Origin of the sequence: Paenibacillus sp. FSL P2-0136, assembly GCF_037975325.1 — a bacterium.
GTDB lineage: Bacteria > Bacillota > Bacilli > Paenibacillales > Paenibacillaceae > Paenibacillus_AQ > Paenibacillus_AQ silagei.
Map to the genome: position 1 here is coordinate 1,627,882 of NZ_CP150244.1, position 16,676 is coordinate 1,644,557.

Here is a 16,676-nt window from a genome sequence, read left to right on the forward strand (position 1 = left end):
TAATTCAGGGGTCTTCTTTGCTATGCAGTCAGCCGGAATCATCTATAAAAAGCACGGTACAACCTTTAGTTTCAGGTAAGACGCACTTTGGTCCGTATGCTACGATTTGGGTGGTGAAGGGGGAGGCTTCCACATTAGCTGTAAGCGCTTAACTCATTGAAACCCAAATTCATACAGAGGAGTGCAACGCATGAAGAGAATAATCAAGCAAGTCTCTCTGGTACTGCTGGCAGCCCTTCTGCTTCTTCCGGCAGGCGGATATCTTCCGGCTGCTCAGGCAGCCGAGGCACAGACCACGGTATATCACGAGACGTTTGCGAATGGCGCAGGCAAGACTAGCCAGTCTGGGGGAGCCAGTCTGAGTGCGGTGAAGGAGGTTCCTTTTGCAGGGAATGCCGATGGTGCAGCATTATACGTAAACAACCGGAAGGATAACTGGGATGGAGTTGATTTCAAGTTCACCGATCTCGGTCTCCAGCATGGAAAAACGTACACGGTAACGGCAGTTGTCTACGTTGATGCGAAGGTGACGCTCCCAGAGGGAGCAGAGGCAGCGCTGCAGACTGTGAACAGCTACGGGAATTATGCAGCAATACCCTATGTGGCAGGGCAATCGGTCACACTGACGAAGACATTTACTGTGGACACCAGTGCCACAGATTCTACTAAGAGAGACCATTCTTTGCGCATCAACTCCAACGATAAGGGAGCCACAGTACCCTTCTACCTTGGCGATCTTCTGATAACGACAGAGTCCACTCCGGGCGGCGGGGAAGAGCCTGTGCGTGAACCGGCTTTGCCGTTCAGTACAGTGACTTTTGAAGATCAGGAATTGGGCGGCTTCACCGGCAGAGCCGGAACCGAGACGCTGACCGTAACGAATGAAGCGAATCATACCGAGGGCGGTTCATATTCCCTGAAGGTCGAGGGCAGAAGCAATACCTGGCACGGGCCTTCCCTGCGTGTGGAGAAGTACGTGGACAAGGGCAGCGAATATACCCTGTCTGCCTGGGTGAAGCTGATCGAACCGGTGAGCGCACAGCTCCAGCTGTCTACACAAGTAGGCACAGACAGCAGTGCAAGTTATGTGACCCTGTCCCCTAAGACGATCAGTACGGCTGACGGCTGGGTGAAATATGAGGGCAGCTACCGCTATAACAGCGTGGGCGGCGAATATCTGACCCTGTACATTGAGAGTTCCAATAATGCAACCGCTTCCTTCTATATCGATGATATTAATTTCGAGCATACAGGTACCGCTCCGGTGGATATTCAGAGAGAACTGATTCCGCTAAAAACAGCCTATCAAAATGACTTCCTGATCGGCAACGCGCTATCCGCCGAGGATCTGGAAGGCGTACGGCTGGACCTGCTGAAGATGCATCACAACGTTGCTACCGCAGGTAATGCCATGAAGCCGGATGCGCTGCAGCCGACCAAAGGCAATTTCACTTTTACAGCAGCGGATGCGATGGTGAACAAGGTGCTGGCTGAAGGGATGAAGATGCATGGGCATGTACTGGTATGGTATCAGCAATCGCCTGACTGGATGAACCTGACGACGGATGCAGCAGGCCATAGCGTTCCGCTGGGGCGTGACGAAGCACTCGCTAACCTGAGAGCGCACATCAAGGGAGTTATGGAGCATTTCGGAGACCGGGTAATCTCCTGGGATGTAGTCAACGAGGCAATGAACGATAACCCGTCCAATCCGAATAACTGGCAAGCGGCGCTCCGTAAGGCTCCGTGGTATGATGCTATCGGTCCGGACTATCTGGAGCAGGCGTTCCTGGCGGCCAGAGAGGTGCTGGACCAGCATCCGGAATGGGATATCAAGCTGTATTACAATGATTACAATGACGATAACCAGAACAAGGCCCAGGCCATCTACAGTATGGTCAAGGAACTGAATGAGAAGTACGCGCTGGCCCATCCCGGCAAGCTGCTGATTGATGGTGTGGGGATGCAGGCGCACTACAATGTCAATACGAACCCAGATAACGTCAAGCTGTCGCTGGAGAGGTTCATCTCCCTTGGCGTAGAGGTCAGCATTACCGAACTGGATATTCAGGCCGGCAGCCAGAATACGCAGACAGAGAAGGAACGGATTGCTCAAGGCTATCTGTATGCGAGGCTGATGGATCTCTACAAGGCCCATGCCGACCATATTGCGCGGGTAACCTTCTGGGGCATGGATGACCGCACAAGCTGGAGAGCGGAGTCAAGCCCGTTGCTGTTCGACAGGGATTTGCAGGCGAAGCCGGCTTACTACGCGGTCATTGATCCGGCCAAATTCATGGCTGAGCATGAGCCGAATACGGCAGAAGCTAACGTGTCAGAGGCGGTCTACGGCACGCCGGTTATTGACGGGACAGCGGATGGAATCTGGGCCTCTGCGCCTGAGATGGCTGTGAACCGTTATCAGATGGCCTGGCAGGGCGCAAGCGGAACCACGCGTACCCTGTGGGATGACCAGAATCTGTATGTGCTGGTTCAAGTCAATGACGCTCAATTGGACAAAAGTAATGTGAATGCATGGGAGCAGGACTCTGTAGAGATTTTCCTGGATGAGAATTTCGGCCGTACGACCTTCTATGAGAGTGATGACGGACAATACCGGGTTAATTATGACAATGAAGCCTCCTTCAGTCCTGCAGCCATCAGTGCAGGCTTCGAATCGGTAACCAAGGTTAACGGAACCAACTATACGCTTGAAATGAAGATTCCGTTCAAAACAATCATGCCAGCCGGCGGAACTAAGGTCGGCTTCGACACTCAGATCAACGATGCCAAGAACGGCGTCCGGCAAAGTGTGGCCGCCTGGAATGATACAACCGGCAACGGCTATCAGGACACCTCCGTCTTCGGGGTGCTGACGCTTAAGGCCAAAGACGGCGGCGAGCCGCCAACGAAGCCGACGCCAACGCCGACTCCGGAACCAACACCTGCGCCAACGCCAACATCGGCACCGGATTCCGGCGGCACCAGCTATACCAGCAGCACACCTGCGCCTAAGCCTGCACAGTTTGATGTCAAGGACGGCGTAGTGACGATCAGACCTGAGGTGAAGACCGAAGGCACAGTGGCCAAAGCCACTGTGACGGGCGAGCTGTGGCAGCAAGCCTTGAAGCAGGCGGCCCCGGCAGCAGACGGGCGGAAGCAGATCATCATCGATCTGGCGAACCAGACAGGTGTGGCCTCCTATGAAGCCCAGCTGCCGCTTCAAGGCCTGAAGACGCAGGAGAAGTTCCTGCTTGTCCTCCAGAACGGCCTTGCTACGCTGTCCATTCCAAGTGAGCAGCTCGCAGGGATTACAGCAACTACTGAATATGTTAGCATCCGGGTCAAGCATTCCACAGCCGAAGGCATGGATGCCACTGCTCTCCTGCAGACCGGCAGCCGTCCGGTGGTGGAGCTGAGTCTGCTTGCAGGCGGGCAGAAGGTAGCCTTGTCTGGCAGCAGCGCGATGACCGTCTCTATTCCTTACAAACCGTCAGCAGCAGAGCTTGACAGCCTGGAGTCTCTTCTGGTCCGTTCACTCACCGGCAACGGCGCGTGGTCTGCTGTGGTGAACAGCCGTTATGATGCAGTGAAGGAAGCGCTGGTGTTCCGTACTACAGAGTTCGGCATATTTGCCGCAGCCTTCGCTCCGCCGGCCTTTACAGATCTCGGCAGCCTGTCATGGGCGAAGCAGGCAGCTGCTGCCATGGCTGCGCGCGATATCCTTCCGGGTGGTAACAGCTTCATGCCGGCGGCACCTATGAACAGAGCAGACTTCACAGCCTCGCTGGTGAAGGTGCTGGAGCTTAAGGCTGCTGCTGAAGCAGTTGCAGGCTTCAGCGATGTCCAGAGTAATGCGGCATACAGCAAGGAGCTTGCGGCCGCGAAGCAGCTCGGTATCGTCACAGGCTATGCGGACAATACCTTCAAGCCAGCGGGCGTCATCACCCGCCAGGAGATGATGGTAATTGCGGCGCGTGCCCTGAAGGCGGCCGGAATCATCGCTGAAGGCAGCGGATCGATAGCATCTTACACCGATGCCGGTCAAATCTCCGCCTATGCCAAGGACGGCGTGTCCGCTTTGCTGAAATACGGCGTAGTGAACGGTAAGAACAATAAGCTTGCTCCGGGGGACACCCTCTCCCGTGCGGAAGCAGCAGTGATTCTGTACCGGATCTGGAAGCTGTAAATCCGCATAACGATAGTGCAACCCGCAAATTTCTATAGCAGCCAGCCGCCGGGAGGAATTCCGGTGGCTGGCTGCTTGTGCGGCGGGTTTGCTTTTAACGGACCAGACTCTCGGCACTTGATGCGTACGCACAGCATTATAGCAGTTTATTTTAAATGGTCATGCTTCAGGCACCTTAATGAACCGGGACAACCCGAAGGCTGTAAGCAAAAGTGCAGCCAGTGCTTCGAATGCGGTCAGACTGCCGCCTGCTTGGATAAGATTCAGTGCTGCCTGCGGACCGGCTGAGGCACCAATGAACAACATCAGCGAATATAGGGTAATAGCCGGGCCGCGCCTCTCTCCCGCGAGCACGCCTATCAATGAGATCAGGACCGGGATCATGATGGAGATGCCCGCAATATACACAATGCTCATTATTACAAGTACAGGCAGGGTTGAGCTTAATCCGACCGCGCCCAGTCCCCCGGCGGCGAGCAGGAGACCGGCCTGGAGCGTGCGCTTGAAGCCGAATCTGGCTGCCAGACGTCCCGCGAACGGCGCCAGAATCATCCCCGCGAGTCCTGCCGCTCTTACCTGCATAAGCTGGGCGGCGGTCAGTGTAAAGGGAGTCTCCGTCAGATCGTTCTGAAATATCGTATACATGCCGACGAACGAGAGAAGAATCGTCAGGCAGATCAGGTAGCACAGTACAAGCTGTTTTTGAAGGAATAGCGCGGGCAGCTGTTTGTAGAGTGCAGTCATTCCTGCACGGGTCCGGCGCTCTTTGCCTCTTGGAACGAAGGCGCCGGTCAACCCTGCGGCAACGAGACATAAGGCGCCATGAATATAAAATACATAACTCCAGCCCCAGTATCCGCTGACCGCACTGCTGAATAACTGGCCGGCGATGGCTGAAACCAGAAACCCGGTGCTCACAAAACCCATGGCCGCCACTCTGCGTTCCGGCGGGAAGGTCTCGGCGACATAGATCATAACCGCCGGAGCGAAGGTGGCTGCCGCCAGTCCTTGCAGAGAACGGAGCGCTATGAGGGCGGACAAGTCCGGTGCCAGCCCCAGCAGAGGGGTGATGACACCAAGCGCCAGCAGTCCCCAGAACATCATCGGCCAGCGGCCGAAACGCTCCGAGAGTGGAGCGAACAGCAGAAATCCCAGGGCATAAGAGAACGTAAAAGCACTGCTTGCCCATGCCACCCTGGCCGGCGATGCCTCAAAGGCATCAGCCAGCAAAGAGCCTAACGGTAGCGTAACGTAGATGCCGGATACGACAATAAGCGAACAGAGGACCAGAACGGCGGTTACCACGGAATATCGAGTAGCCGAAGGACTTCCTTTGTACATAGGCTCTGTCACAAGAATCATCCATTCCTATGTGTATTCGTTGTGTAGTAATGCTCCTGGTCCAAATCGGGCAGGAGCGCCGGATGGACAGGCTGCCAGTCCAGCAGTGCCTGAGTCTTAAAGCTGCTAGCAGGGATGTCCAGTGAGACAAAATGCGCCAGCCAGCCGAAATGCTCCGCTGCCTCCTCAGAAGGCAGGCTGACTACGGGCAGGCCGAGCCGGGCGCCAATCACACCGGCAATCTCCATCAGCGGCACCCCCTCGTCGCCGATCGCATGAAGTGTGGTCCCGGCCGGGGCTCCTTCAAGCGCCAGGCGGTACAGCTGCGCGGCGTCCAGCCGGTGCACAGCGGGCCAGCGGTTCAGGCCATCACCGGGATAAGCGGAGATTCCCTTGCGGCGGGCAAGCTGGATCAGACCCGGAACAAAGCCGGTGTCGCCTTCGCCATGCACGGACAGCGGAAGCCGCAGCACCGATACGCGGACGCCCTGGTCGGCGAGTGCAAGCGCCGCTTGTTCGGACCCGGCGCGATGCTTGACTGAAGCTTCTGGATCGGGTGCAGTATCCTCCGTGGCCAGCTGCCCCGGGGTGAGGTGCCCGATGACGGATGTTACGACCAGCGGTCGGCCGGACCCCGCCAGCCCGGCTCCTATTGCCTCAATGGCCAGCCGGTCTGTCTCGCCTGCGGCCGTAAGATCCGCGTAGTTATGAATGAAGGCAGCGTGGATAACCCCATCCGCTGCCGCCGCTCCCCGCCTCAGACTGTCCGGATTGTCCAAAGAGCCGCGGTGTACGGCGGCCCCGGCCGCAGCGAGCGCCGCTGCGGCCTCATCCGAACGGGCAAGGCCCGTGACCTCATGCCCCGCCTCTATCAATTCCCTTACAACGGCTGAGCCGACAAAGCCGGTTGCACCTGTAACAAATACTCGCATATTCAATTCCTCCTCGTTCTCAAAGACTACAATCATTATAGTCTGCGATTCATCAGGAGCTTTGCCTGTTCCCTTTCCGTTTTTGCCCGATCCTATAAGAATTGTAGTAGGGTCATTGCAAGCAAAGAAGCCCGCAAGCCATCCGGCTGCGGGACTTTCATTAGGGATCATACAGTTATTGCGGTCTTTGGGCTTGCTGGCGTAATCTGGCGATGTCCCTGCTGGGCGGACTGCCGTAGAACCGGCTGTAATCCCTGCTAAACTGCGAATCGCTCACATATCCGACAAGCCGGCAGGCCGTGGCCGCATCCATGGGGCTGCTTAACATCAGCCGCCGGGCTTCGTGAAGGCGCAGCGCTTTTTGATATTGCAGCGGACTCATGGAGGTGACGGATTTGAAATGCACATGCAAAGAAGAAGCACTCATATGCACCAGCTCTGCCAGCTCGGCAACCTTCATCTGCTGGGAGAAGTTATTCTGCAGCCAGGCGATCACTTTCGCCACCCGCTGTACATCCGACCCTGCCAGGCCTGTCTCAACCACCTGAGCGCCGATCGGACTGCGCAGAATCCGCAGCAGAATCTCATCTGTCACCAGTGGAGCCAGCATCTCAATATCAACGGGATTCTGCACACATTCCAGCAGCCTCACCACAGCGTTAATGATACTCAGATTGGTGCCGGTGATGTACTCCCTGCTCATTTGACGCGCCGGAGGGAGACCTTGAGGGTATAGCTTCAAGACCCAGTCACTGATCCGCTGCGGATCAAGCTCCAGCTTCACGCCTAAGTACGGCTCGGCCGGGCCGGCTTCTGTAAGCTGCATCGCTACCGGCAGGGCAACTGGCATCAGGATCATCCGCGACTTGTCGAAATGATAAGGCTGCTGCCCGATCGTGATATTCTTGGCGCCTTGCGCCACGATTAACAGAGAGGTAGAGTAGAACGTCTTGATGGTATCTGTATCTGTCCTTGAATAGCGGCTGACATTCAAACCGGGTATAGGCTGGCTATAAATGCCGTCGTAAGGAGCAAGCGCAGAGATCAGGCGTGCCAGCCTGGCTGTTTCTGCCTCAAGCGGCCCGTCGTCGTTACCGGATACCGTTGCCACCGCATATTCGTTCTCAATCCTCCTCATCGGGTCCCAGCTCCTTTTGACGTATGTGAATCTTGATTTTAATAGAAATAAGCGTATGATGCTTTACCGTTTCAACACCAGCGGAAGGTACACCTCGTCCACAATATTGGCGATCGTCTCCTCTGACATGGGGGCGTTGTACAGCATCAGCTCATGGCGGGCCAGATCGGACGGCAAAGTGAGCATTCGGGGAGTCACGGCTTCGGCAGATACTTCTCCCCGCTCAACAGCCCGCTCTAGCAAAATCGACATGGTCCTGTTTTGACGCCCCTGGGGGAAAATAAAAGAGGCAAGCGGCATATCGCCCATTTCTGCTACAAGCCCGTAGAAAGCATTCAACATGACTTGAATATTATTCTGGTTCATGGCCCGCAGCACCCCGCATACATCGTCCCTCAGATTCCCGTTATCAGGCACTTCCTCCAGCGGCAGGGGCACTCGTTCCCGGATGGCACCAAGGACAAGCTCAGCGCGGTTCGCCCACCGGCGGTAGAGTACGGCTTTGCTGGTTCCCGCCCGCTCGGCCACACTGTCCATCGTAAGATTGGAATACCCCCGCTCTGTCAACTCTTCCCGTACGGCCTGGAGTATAGCGGCTTCGAGCTCCTTGCCTCTGCGTCTGTTCTTCAATTGATCCTGTTCTTGAGAAGTGGACATACCGGTCTCAACCACCTTTGGAGAATTTCGTTGCGTTTCTTATGAGGATAGTATATCATAAGCTCAAATAAGAAACTTTAAGTATCTTATTTGGCGACCAAAGGGAGATGATCAACTTGCAAAAGCAAGCTAAACCAGCACTTGAACCAGCTGAACAGCAGGCAGCAGCCAAGAATCTGATGTGGATTCTTATGCTTGGTATTCTGGCCCCGATATTCGATACGACGATAACCAATGTGGCGATTGATACGCTGGTCCGGGAATTTAATACCTCGGTGTCCACTGTTCAGTGGGTGATGACCGGCTATTTGCTGTCATTTGCGATGGTTATTCCCCTAACCGGCTGGGCTGTGGAACGGTTTGGGGGAAGGAAGATGTGGCTATTTTCGCTGGTTCTGTTTTTGCTTGGCTCTGTGCTGTGCAGCATGGCGTGGAACGTGGAGAGCCTGATTATTTTCCGTACCCTTCAGGGGATCGGAGGGGGCTTGCTGATGCCGATTATGCAGACCTTGGCCGTACGTGCCTATGGGGGCCAGGATATGGGCAAAAGAATGGCGACCATAGCTATGCCAGCGCTGCTTGGGCCCATTCTGGGACCGGTGCTGGGAGGACTAATCGTCAATCATCTGAGCTGGCGATGGATCTTTTTTGTCAATATTCCGCTCTGCCTGGCTGCCATCATTGTTGCGTGGAAGGGGCTCCCCCAAGAAGAGCATAATGCCAGGACGCTGCGGCTGGATGTGCCTGGACTGTTATTGCTGTCCCCGGCTATCGTGCTTATCCTGTATGGCCTTGGAGAAGTCAGCTCCCGCCACGGCTTCGGTCATGCAGCAGTCCTTGCTCCCGTTATAGCAGGTGTGGCGCTTTTGACAGTATTCGTAATCCATGCCTTCCGCAAGGGAGACGAAGCGTTGATTGATGTCACGCTGTTCCGGGTACGCTCTTTAACCGTGTCCTCATCGCTGCTGTTTCTATCCGGCTTGACCACCTATGGGGCAATGCTGCTGCTGCCGCTCTATCTCCAGCAAGTCCGGGGTGAATCTGTGCTTATGTCCGGCCTGCTGCTCGTTCCCCAAGGCATCGGGATGCTGCTGACCAGATCACTTGCCGGCAAGCTGACAGATCAGATCGGATCGAGACCCGTGGTGCTTGTAGGAACGGTCCTTACCATCCTTGGCACTTGGCCGCTGACGCAGCTTGGCGCAGATACGAGTTATTATTTTCTGAGTGCGGTTCTTATCGTGAGAGGTGCTGGATTAGGGGCTGTTTTTCTGCCGGTTATGGCTTCTGCCTATATCGGTCTGTCCTCGAAGCAGATCCCGCACGCCAGCAGCACCACCCGTATTATGCAGCAGATTGGCGGTGCCTTCGGCGTATCGGTTATCGCAATTATTTTACAAAATAAGCTGAATTCCGTCCTGACTCCTGACCCGGCAGCAATGACCGTTGCCTTCGATCATACGTTTATGTGGACGATTGCCTTCTCGGCTCTGGCGTTAATACCGGCGGCATTCCTGCCAAGAATACGGAAATAGTGTGGCTGGTGTGCATGTGCAATTATACTTCATCTCCCTGAGATCCATTGTTGCAAATGGTAGAGTGGGCGGGGCGGAGGTAAGCTGTATTTGTTATATCCTCAAGAGGTATCCGTTAATTCGAAATCAGGATATAATATTGAACAAAGGAGTGGTGAGTATGTACCTGGAATTAAAGGATAAGAGCGGCAAAGTGTATCGTTCTTTTATCAATGCCAGTCAGAAATCTGTGATTGTAATTAATGACACAGAGTATGAAGTATCTGAAATAAGCCAGTATCAGGACAACTCAAAGGCTCTTTCAGCTGCGCAAATTGCTGAACTGGATGCTGACCCCGAAATTGCAAAAATGATCCAAGAGTCCAAGCAGGATATTATACATGGTTCAATGATCTCTTCTAAGCAAATGATCGAGATGATAAGAAATGGAGAACTTTGATGCAGGTAGTTTGGACAAAGAGTGCGGCTCAGAGCTTTTCCAAGATCGAAAGCATCCGCTTCTCACCACAGGAAACAGCAGAATATAAATTAAAGCTGTTCATGCGGATTGAGGAAAAGGTGACTCGGTCAGGAAAGCTGTTTCCATCAAGAACTTATAAAGATACTTACTATATTCGTATTGATCGTTATATCGTTTCCTATCAGCCATCTGAGGATGGCTCTACATATATAATTACTGCTTTTAAACATGGAAGACAGAAATAGGCGATTTGATACACCAAAAAATCGCGGCCCCAAAGCCGCGAATCTGAATTAGATATGGTCGAGACGACAGGATTCGAACCTGCGGCCTCTTACTCCCGAAGCAAGCGCTCTACCAAGCTGAGCTACGTCTCGACGCTATGAATAATTAAATTATACGCCTGTGTGTAAGCGCTGTAAATAACCTTTTTTATAGCGATTATGGGCTTCTGTTGCGGCAAATTACGGCCTGTGATTGACAGATATCCACCCGCTGGCTATACTTGAAATGTTAAAAAGCAAATCGGACAAAGCGTTGATGAAAACAAGTACGCCGGAGAATGCTTCATCAGAGAACAGGTTCCTTTGCGGATGGTCCGCATCGGGTGTGAGAACCTGGGAGACAGACCGGCCGAAAGCTGATTTCGGAGTGCGGGGACAATCCCGCCGGGGGCACCCGTTAACAGCCGCACAAGGCGATCGTCTGCAGTTGTCCGTGTACACGGATTAAGGCGATAACCAGGGTGGTACCGCGATAATCATCGTCCCTGAATTTCATTCAGGGGCGTTTTTTGTTTTTGATTTTTCGTGTAACGGTTACGGCAACAATGTGTTTTCCGGCCAGCGTGCCGCATTTTAATGAAGAGACGGGAGCTGTACATGATGAAAGCAAGTGAAATCCGTTCCAAATGGCTGCAGTTTTTTGAGAGCAAGAACCACCGTATTGAGCCGAGCGCCTCGCTCGTGCCCCACAATGACCCTTCGCTGCTGTGGATTAACGCAGGTATGGCGCCGCTGAAGGCCTACTTCGACGGCCGGGAGATTCCGGAGAATCCCCGCCTGACGAACTCGCAGAAATGTATCCGTACCAATGATATTGAGAATGTGGGCAAGACGCGCCGCCACCATACCTTCTTTGAGATGCTGGGCAACTTCTCCATCGGCGATTATTTCAAGGAAGAGGCCATCACCTGGGCTTGGGAATTCCTGACCGGCAAGGAGTGGATCGGCTTCGACGGCGACCGGATCTCCGTTACCGTGTATGCTGAGGACGAAGAAGCGTTCAAGCTGTGGAATGAGAAGGTCGGCCTGCCCGCAGAACGCATCATCAAGCTGGGCGACGAGAACTTCTGGGATATCGGCGAAGGCCCGTGCGGCCCGTGCTCGGAGATTTTCTATGACCGTGGTGAAGCATACGGCAGTGATATGAGTGATCCGGAGATGTATCCGGGCGGTGAGAATGAACGCTGGCTGGAGGTCTGGAACCTCGTATTCTCGCAGTTCAACCATAATAAGGACGGCAGCTATACGCCGCTTCCGAACAAGAATATTGATACCGGCGCAGGCCTGGAGCGCTTCGCTTCCATTCTGCAGGATGTGGACTCCAACTTCGATACCGATCTGTTCCAGCCGATTATCCAGAAGACCGCCGGGCTTGCCGGTGTAACCTACAAGGATAATGTTGAACAGGATATCGCGCTAAAAGTCATTGCTGACCATGTACGTACCGTTACATTTGCTGTGGGGGACGGCGTGCTTCCTTCCAATGAAGGACGCGGCTATATTATCCGCCGTCTGCTCCGCCGCGCCGTACGCTACGGCAAGACGCTGGGACTGGACCGTCCGTTCCTGCATGAGCTGACTGAGACCGTTGGAGAGATTATGGGAGTCTATTATCCTTCCGTGGTCGAGAACCGCGATTATATCGCCAAAATCATCCGTCTGGAAGAGGAGCGCTTCCACGAGACGCTGTCCGATGGTCTGGCGATCCTCGGGGAGATCAGCGCCAAAGCCAAAGCGGACGGCCTGAGCACCATTGCCGGTGCCGATGCATTCAAGCTCTATGACACGTATGGCTTCCCGTTTGACCTGACTGAGGACTTTGCATCCGAGCAGGGGCTTGCCGTTGACCGCGCCGGCTTCGATGCCGCGATGCAGGAGCAGCGTGACCGGGCGAGAGCTGCCCGTCAGGACAGCGCCAGCATGAAGATTCAGGGCGGTGCCCTGGCCGAGCTGACGGTTAAAAGTGAATTTGTTGGATATAATGACACGGTAACAGAGTCCAAGGTACTGGCGATTGTGGTAGACGGTGCGCTTCGGGATACAGTAAGCGAAGGCGCCGAGTGCCAGGTCATCCTGGAGTCAACACCGTTCTATGCAGAGAGCGGCGGCCAAGTCAGCGATACCGGCGTTCTGACCGGCGGATCGGTGACCGCTAAGGTGACCGGCCTCTTCAAAGCACCGCACGGCCAGCATGTCCATCTGGTTACGGTGGAAGCAGGAGATCTGAAGGTTGGCGATACCGTCCGTGCCGAAGTGAACCGGGCGGAGCGCGAGGATATCGTGAAGAACCACACGGCTACTCACTTGCTGCACAAGGCGCTGAAGGAAGTGCTGGGCAGCCATGTGAATCAGGCAGGCTCTTTAGTAGAAGGCTCACGCCTGCGGTTCGACTTCTCGCATTTTGGAGCCATCACTCCAGAGGAGCTAAGCGATATCGAGCGGCGCGTGAACGCCCAGATCTGGCGCAGCCTTCCTGTAGTCATTGAGAATAAGCCGATAGATGAAGCCAAAGCCATGGGAGCGATGGCCCTCTTCGGAGAGAAATACGGCAATGTTGTCCGTGTCGTTCAAGTCGGCGACTACAGCCTGGAGCTGTGCGGCGGATGCCATGTGTCTAATACAGCGCAGATCGGAATCTTCAAGCTGCTCAGCGAGAGCGGCATCGGTTCCGGGGTGCGCCGGATTGAAGCTGTGACTGGCCGTTATGCCTATCAGTTCACGGAGAGTCAGCTGGACCTGCTGAAGCAATCGGCAGCCCTGCTGAAATCGTCGCTGACCGATGTGCCGAAGCGGATCGAGGCGCTGCATGCCCAGGTACGCGAGCTGGGCCGTGAGAATGAATCGCTTCAGTCCAAGCTGAGCGCAACCTTCGCAGCAGAGCTGACCAGCAGTGTAGTCACAGTAGGCGGAGGAACGCAGCTTCTTGCGGTCTCTGTGCAAGCCGGCAATATTGATGCTTTGCGCTCGACAGCGGACGAACTGAAGTCCAAGCTCCCGGAGGCCATATTGGTGCTCGGTGCTGCAATGGAGGACAAGGTGAACTTCGTGGTCGCCGTGCCTCAGGAGCTGGTGAAGAAGGGCTTCCACGCCGGCAAGCTGGTGAAAGAGATCGCTGCTGTCTGCGGCGGCGGCGGCGGCGGACGTCCGGATATGGCGCAGGCCGGAGGCAAGGACGCTTCCAAGCTGGGCGAAGCCCTGAAGAAGGCAGAGGAACTGGTAGCTGCACAGGCTTAAGCAGTATGCAGTGATTCTTGTCTGTAAGAAACTGTGGATTTCTATCAAGGGTTGGGAAGCAGCGGTGCTGAGGGCATTTCCTCGGTGCCGCTGCTTTATTCACACAATGTATATTTTTTGGGGTTATTCATTATTGACCCAGGGCTTGCAATAGCTTAAAACCCAAAAAAACATCTGGTTTTGTAGACAAAATGCCAAAAAAAGCGCTTTAACCATGGCAGGATTTCCTCGTTGGGGCATGAATATGTTATGATGAGGGCAGCAAGTGAGCTGTACAGCAGCAACTTTGCGAAGCCGCCCGAATCAGGGTGATTTTGCAGAAGGAAGGTGTCACCACATGGACTCCATGGACAAAACGGTCAAATTCAATGTGAAGGGCGACGAAAAGGAAGCCTCTCCCCAGGAAATACTGCTCGCCGTGTACGACGCGCTGGTGGAGAAAGAATATCATCCGATCAATCAGATCGTAGGATATCTTCTTTCAGGAGATCCGGCTTACATTCCACGCCACAACAATGCGAGAAGTTTGGTCCGGAGGAAAGAGCGTGATGAGCTGATCGAAGAACTGGTCCGTTTCTATCTGGCCAATCATCGGGTGGACCAGCCCAAATGATGAAGAAGCTGGGACTGGATTACGGCGACCGCAGAATCGGTGTCGCCACAAGCGATATTTTCGGATGGACAGCACAATCTCTGGAGACTATTGAGCGGCGCGGAAACGGCAATGAATTCGAACGTATCCGTGAACTGGTCAAGGAGTACGAAATCGGCGAGATTGTTGTCGGGCTGCCGAAGAACATGAACGGCTCCGTAGGACCCCGTGGTGAAATTTGCATCGAATTCGCAGATAAGCTGCGGGAGCAACTCGATTTACCCGTACACCTTTGGGATGAGCGTCTGACGACGGTATCTGCTGAGCGGGTGCTGATAGACGGGGACGTCAGCCGGAAGAAACGCAAGGGGCTGGTGGACAAAATGGCCGCAGCGCTGATTTTGCAAAATTTTTTGGATGCTAACAGTAAAAGGTGAGGGGTGTGCGGATATGACAAACGAACAGATCGGCCAAGAAGAGGAACCGGAAATTATCTATATTCCCGATGAGGAAGGTAATGAAGAGGAATTCGAGGTCATCATGAAGTTTGAAGTGGACGGATCGGATGCCAAGTATATGATGGTGGTTCCGCTTGATTCCGAGGATGAGGAGACAGATGAGGTCTACGCGTTCCGTTACGAGGAAGACGGTGACGATCTGCAGCTCTTCATGATTGAGAACGACGAGGAGTGGGCCATCGTAGAGGAGACCTTCAATACCTTGGTTGACGAGCTTGATGGAGGAGCAGAGAATGACTGAGTTTTCCGCTGATCAGGCGGTATGGACTTCTAAGCTCAAGGAAGTATATGGAGAAACAGTAGAACTGGAGGATGAGCAGGGCAAGTCTTCCGTTTACGATATTATTGCAGAATTTGCTGTGGGTGACCGTGCTTATGCCGTTCTGGCCGGATCGGGAAGAGCTGCGGAGCAGGAAATTCTGCGCATCGTAGTTTCTCCGGACGGACTTCCGGAACTGGAGAGCATTATGGACGATGAAGAGTGGGAGGATATTTCCGAGCTGTACGATGAGCTCACCTTCCCTGCGGATAGCGAGTAGGCGTCTATAGCAACTTCATGTATGGCAGATACGGAAGAGGGCGGAATTTTTCCGCGCTCTTTTTGCTTATGAGGAGCGAAAGGATCTTTCCGTTTGCCTGAAAAAAGCTTATGCTATAAAAATAGGTTGAATTTTGGACAATACAATTTTATACTTTATAGTCGGAAAGTGAGGCGTAACATTTGAAAGCCGTGATCCGCACTGTGCTTATCTTAATTCTGGTCCTGGCAGCAGCTGCAGGAGGAGGAGCATGGTACATCTGGAATGGAATGCAGCCGGTCAAGCCCGCAGGGCCGGCCGTAACGGTTACGATAGAGAAGGGTATGGGAAGCTCGCAAATCGCCGACCTGCTTGAGCAAGAGGGCATTATCAAGCACAGCCTGTTCTTCAAAGGCTATCTGAAATGGGTCCAGGAAGGCTCCAGCTTCAAGGCCGGCACGTATCAGGTAAGCCCCGGCGACTCCTACGATACGCTGATCAGCCGGTTGAATGCCGGAGATGTTGTGAAGGAAGCTACCGTTACTTTTACAATTCCTGAAGGGTATACTGCGGTCCAGGTGGCAGAGAAGCTGGCCGCTGCTTGGAATCAGAAGCCGGAGGTCTTCCTTGCGCTGATTGATTCCGGTAAGGGCATGGAAGCCGTAAGCAAGCTGGAGATTCCGGACAATCCGCTGCTGCGCCACCGGCTGGAGGGGTACCTTTTCCCGGAGACCTATGAACTGGCTAAGGACAGCACCCCGCAGGAAGTCATCGGGGCGATGCTGGAGCAGCTGGTGAAGAAGCTGGATACGATTCCAGAGTGGAAGGCCAAGCTGGCGAACCGCGGGCTCTCCCTGCATGAGCTGCTGACCGTAGCTTCACTGGTGGAGCGTGAGGTGGTAGTAGACAAGGAACGTGCGCTGGTGGCCGGTATTATCTATAATAGACTGGATAAAGGGCAGAAGCTGGAGATCGACGCTACCGTCCAGTACTTACTGGACAAGCAGAAAGAGCGGTTGTATGAGAAGGATTTGAAGGTGGATAGTCCTTATAATACGTATAAGCAGGCAGGCTTGCCGCCTGGACCGATCAGCAGCCCCGGGCTGGCGTCGATTGAAGCAGCTATGACGCCGGAGGTCTCGGATTATTTCTTCTATGTCACTAAGAAGGACGGCTCACAGGGACATTTATTTGCCAGAACCTACAAGGAACATTTAGCCAATATTCAAAAAAGTAAACAAAATCCGTAAGAACCCGCTACAATAGTAAGGATGAGCA

15 protein-coding genes and 1 tRNA gene are annotated in these 16,676 nt (G+C 54.1%); 11 read left to right on the plus strand and 5 right to left on the minus strand.

The genetic code is table 11. The features are described 5' to 3' along the window. Positions 1-190 precede the first annotated feature (190 nt). Positions 191-4,189, plus strand: coding sequence for an endo-1,4-beta-xylanase (locus NYE26_RS06770; protein WP_339254830.1), 3,999 nt, complete (start codon positions 191-193; stop codon positions 4,187-4,189). 159 nt (positions 4,190-4,348) lie between these two features. On the opposite strand, the gene NYE26_RS06775 is transcribed toward NYE26_RS06770, so the two are convergent. The 4 genes from NYE26_RS06775 to NYE26_RS06790 all read right to left on the minus strand — a co-directional run bounded on the left by NYE26_RS06775 (position 4,349) and on the right by NYE26_RS06790 (position 8,257). Beyond that, entirely contained in the window at positions 4,349-5,530 is a 1,182-nt protein-coding gene (locus NYE26_RS06775) for an MFS transporter (protein ID WP_339254832.1), read from the minus strand. A 17-nt stretch (positions 5,531-5,547) separates the two neighbouring features. After that, a complete protein-coding gene (locus NYE26_RS06780; protein ID WP_339254834.1) occupies positions 5,548-6,462 on the minus strand; it encodes an SDR family oxidoreductase in 915 nt (304 codons plus the stop codon). Between the two features lie 175 nt (positions 6,463-6,637). After that, positions 6,638-7,600, minus strand: coding sequence for an AraC family transcriptional regulator (locus NYE26_RS06785; protein WP_339254836.1), 963 nt, complete (start codon positions 7,598-7,600; stop codon positions 6,638-6,640). Positions 7,601-7,663: 63 nt separating this feature from the next. Continuing rightward, complete coding sequence (locus NYE26_RS06790) at positions 7,664-8,257, minus strand: TetR/AcrR family transcriptional regulator (protein WP_339254838.1); 594 nt, start codon at positions 8,255-8,257, stop codon at positions 7,664-7,666. 116 nt (positions 8,258-8,373) lie between these two features. Between NYE26_RS06790 and NYE26_RS06795 the strand changes: the two genes are divergently transcribed. From NYE26_RS06795 to NYE26_RS06805, 3 genes are all read left to right on the plus strand, one after another. Then, positions 8,374-9,792 (plus strand): MDR family MFS transporter, encoded by a 1,419-nt coding sequence (locus NYE26_RS06795; RefSeq protein ID WP_339254840.1) that lies wholly within the window; start codon positions 8,374-8,376, stop codon positions 9,790-9,792. 160 nt (positions 9,793-9,952) lie between these two features. Further along, a complete protein-coding gene (locus tag NYE26_RS06800) occupies positions 9,953-10,231 on the plus strand; it encodes a hypothetical protein (protein WP_339254842.1) in 279 nt (92 codons plus the stop codon). Next, positions 10,231-10,497 carry a type II toxin-antitoxin system RelE/ParE family toxin gene (locus tag NYE26_RS06805; protein WP_339254844.1) on the plus strand — a complete coding sequence of 89 codons (267 nt, stop codon included), beginning with the start codon at positions 10,231-10,233 and terminating at the stop codon, positions 10,495-10,497. The genes NYE26_RS06800 and NYE26_RS06805 overlap by 1 nt, the downstream gene beginning before the upstream one ends. Before the next feature lie 55 nt (positions 10,498-10,552). Here the strand turns inward: NYE26_RS06805 and NYE26_RS06810 are convergent. Continuing rightward, a tRNA-Pro gene (locus NYE26_RS06810) sits at positions 10,553-10,629 on the minus strand. Between the two features lie 133 nt (positions 10,630-10,762). Here NYE26_RS06810 and NYE26_RS06815 point away from each other — a divergent pair. The 7 genes from NYE26_RS06815 (at position 10,763) to mltG (ending at position 16,648) form a co-directional block, all read left to right on the plus strand. Further along, on the plus strand, positions 10,763-10,984 hold the full coding sequence (locus NYE26_RS06815; protein WP_143803737.1) for a hypothetical protein: 222 nt from the start codon (positions 10,763-10,765) through the stop codon (positions 10,982-10,984). Between the two features lie 152 nt (positions 10,985-11,136). After that, complete coding sequence (alaS, locus tag NYE26_RS06820) at positions 11,137-13,770, plus strand: alanine--tRNA ligase (RefSeq protein WP_339257372.1); 2,634 nt, start codon at positions 11,137-11,139, stop codon at positions 13,768-13,770. A 337-nt stretch (positions 13,771-14,107) separates the two neighbouring features. Next, positions 14,108-14,383 (plus strand): IreB family regulatory phosphoprotein, encoded by a 276-nt coding sequence (locus NYE26_RS06825; protein WP_036696603.1) that lies wholly within the window; start codon positions 14,108-14,110, stop codon positions 14,381-14,383. Further along, positions 14,383-14,799, plus strand: a complete 417-nt coding sequence (gene ruvX / locus NYE26_RS06830; RefSeq protein ID WP_200869510.1) for a Holliday junction resolvase RuvX — start codon at positions 14,383-14,385, stop codon at positions 14,797-14,799. The genes NYE26_RS06825 and ruvX overlap by 1 nt, the downstream gene beginning before the upstream one ends. Before the next feature lie 13 nt (positions 14,800-14,812). Further along, the gene (locus NYE26_RS06835) at positions 14,813-15,121 is read left to right on the plus strand and encodes a DUF1292 domain-containing protein (protein WP_036696606.1); all 309 of its coding nucleotides are present in this window, start codon (positions 14,813-14,815) and stop codon (positions 15,119-15,121) included. After that, entirely contained in the window at positions 15,114-15,419 is a 306-nt protein-coding gene (locus tag NYE26_RS06840; RefSeq protein WP_036722601.1) for a DUF1292 domain-containing protein, read from the plus strand. Before NYE26_RS06835 ends, NYE26_RS06840 begins: the two co-directional genes overlap by 8 nt. 182 nt (positions 15,420-15,601) lie before the next feature. After that, positions 15,602-16,648, plus strand: a complete 1,047-nt coding sequence (mltG, locus tag NYE26_RS06845) for an endolytic transglycosylase MltG (RefSeq protein ID WP_339254847.1) — start codon at positions 15,602-15,604, stop codon at positions 16,646-16,648. The last annotated feature ends 28 nt before the right edge of the window (positions 16,649-16,676 follow it).